Genomic DNA, 1,667 nt, shown 5'->3' on the forward strand with positions numbered 1-1,667 from the left:
TGTCCCATGTGTGTCCCGTTAACTGGCGGGACTGTCTCAAAAAAGGAAAAATGAAATGCCCCGACACACTTTTGTTTCTCCTGATGAGATTTCTGAGCTTCGATCTCTTCCTTTGCTGTCCGTTTTAGACGGATTGGATCTGTATTGGACGAAAGATCCGGACTTTGTTCCAAAGAAAGATAAGAGCAGCATTCGAATCAATGTCAGCTTAGGAAATGACGTACGTGAACTTGTTCTGACCGGTCCCAAATTTTTCGATACAAGAGACGAAAAATTTCAGGGGGGAGGGGCAATTGATTTCGTGATGTGTTTGAAGAAATGCTCGTTCAAGACGGCGGTAGCTGTCTTGAATAAATTTAATCGGTAATTGGTCTGTTATATAAAAAATATATAATAATTATATAAAGTTTATATAAGTTTTATATAAAAATTATATATTTATTATATAAACTACTTGTCTTTGACTCTTTTTAGAAATTCGTCTCGGACTTTTGGAGGAACATCGGGTGACGAAATAATGTACGTGTATCCGGCGGCCAGCCGGTCACGTTCTTTGGCAATCTCTGTAGTTTTCTCTTTCGCTTTTTTACGCTTCCCGATCAATCTGGAATTGGCTTGATGGGTTTCTTCGTTTTCGCTGGTCAGCCGATCATTTTCGTCGGATAGGTTCTCATTCTGTCTAAGGGCCTGAATGATGCTCACAGTTAAAGGAATGATGGCTAGAAGAACCCACGCTAGTTGTATGAAAAGTTGGGTGGTATGGTCGAATCCAAGATGGAGCGTGAATAGTTCCTGAGGGGTGAGGTGTTCCGGAATGGTTTCAGGATTGAATATTCCGTAAAGTAAAACAGCGATGCCGTACAAAGCCACAGTCACCATGAGAGGGTAAATGATTTTTTTGCAGTAGGCCTGATACTTGTGGCGTAGTAGCGTGAGGCAGGCAAAAATATTTAACAGCAGTGAAGTGTAAAAGAGGACATCTAAGAAAAATGTAGACTTTGTCATTTTATATAATATTTATATAAAAATTATATAAAAAATATATAAATATTATAGTATCTGCTACAGCGTTTTTTTGCTCTCAAGTTCCCTGAGCAGTTGCGCCATTTTCTTTTCTTCGGCCGGTTGAGTGATCGCTTTCATTTCGGTGGGGGTTAATCCGCCTTCGGCAATTGCCCATTGCTTTAATACTTCGTAGCCGGCCTGCTTCGATTCAAGACGGACGGATTTGTGGAGTTTTCCATTGTTAGCGGTCTTCAATTTTTTGTTTTCCGCCTCTAAGCGGTTAATTGTCTCATCCCTTGCAGATAGATCCATTCGGCTTCTGGCTTTTTCCGCTGCAACCTGAAGCTTTAAATCACGCTGCATATCTTCTTTTACTTTTTTGATCTGATCACTGAAAGTCTTTTCCCTGATGTCAAACTCCGTGAGCTTCTTTTCATAGGTTGCTTTCAGGTTTAGCGCAGCATCGATGTGAGTCATCACATCTTGGTATTGCGCTTTGTAGTACCGTACCTCGTGCTCATAGGAATTTTTGGTGCGCTCGCAGTCAGTCTTTATCTGTTCCGTCAGTTCAAGGGCTTTTTTCTCAGCGAGCTTATTCAGGGTTCTTTGGCCGAAAAGCGCCCATCCAAAGTAGAGAAACATTGGGCAGAAGACGATGAATG

The 1,667-nt window shown here is 41.3% G+C and carries 3 protein-coding genes; 1 reads left to right on the forward strand and 2 read right to left on the reverse strand.

The window, feature by feature from the left end; translation table 11 throughout:
* Nucleotides 1-55 precede the first annotated feature (55 nt).
* On the forward strand, nt 56-367 hold the full coding sequence (locus tag BWI44_RS02350) for a hypothetical protein (protein WP_286810978.1): 312 nt from the start codon (nt 56-58) through the stop codon (nt 365-367).
* Nucleotides 368-450: 83 nt separating this feature from the next.
* Here BWI44_RS02350 and BWI44_RS02355 read toward each other — a convergent pair whose 3' ends face one another.
* Nucleotides 451-1,005, reverse strand: coding sequence for a hypothetical protein (locus BWI44_RS02355; protein ID WP_286810980.1), 555 nt, complete (start codon nt 1,003-1,005; stop codon nt 451-453).
* Between the two features lie 57 nt (nt 1,006-1,062).
* A partial coding sequence (locus tag BWI44_RS02360; RefSeq protein WP_286810981.1) for a hypothetical protein occupies nt 1,063-1,667 on the reverse strand: 605 nt, incomplete at its 5' end.

It is taken from the genome of Bacteroides sp. Phil13, assembly GCF_001940965.1.
GTDB classification, from domain to species: Bacteria; Bacteroidota; Bacteroidia; order Bacteroidales; family Bacteroidaceae; genus Bacteroides; species Bacteroides intestinalis.

Coding starts and splice junctions, on each gene's coding strand:
- BWI44_RS02350 (WP_286810978.1), top strand. CDS start 56: ATGCCCCGACACACTTTTGTTTCTCCTGATGAGATTTCTGAGCTTCGA.
- BWI44_RS02355 (WP_286810980.1), bottom strand. CDS start 1,005: ATGACAAAGTCTACATTTTTCTTAGATGTCCTCTTTTACACTTCACTG.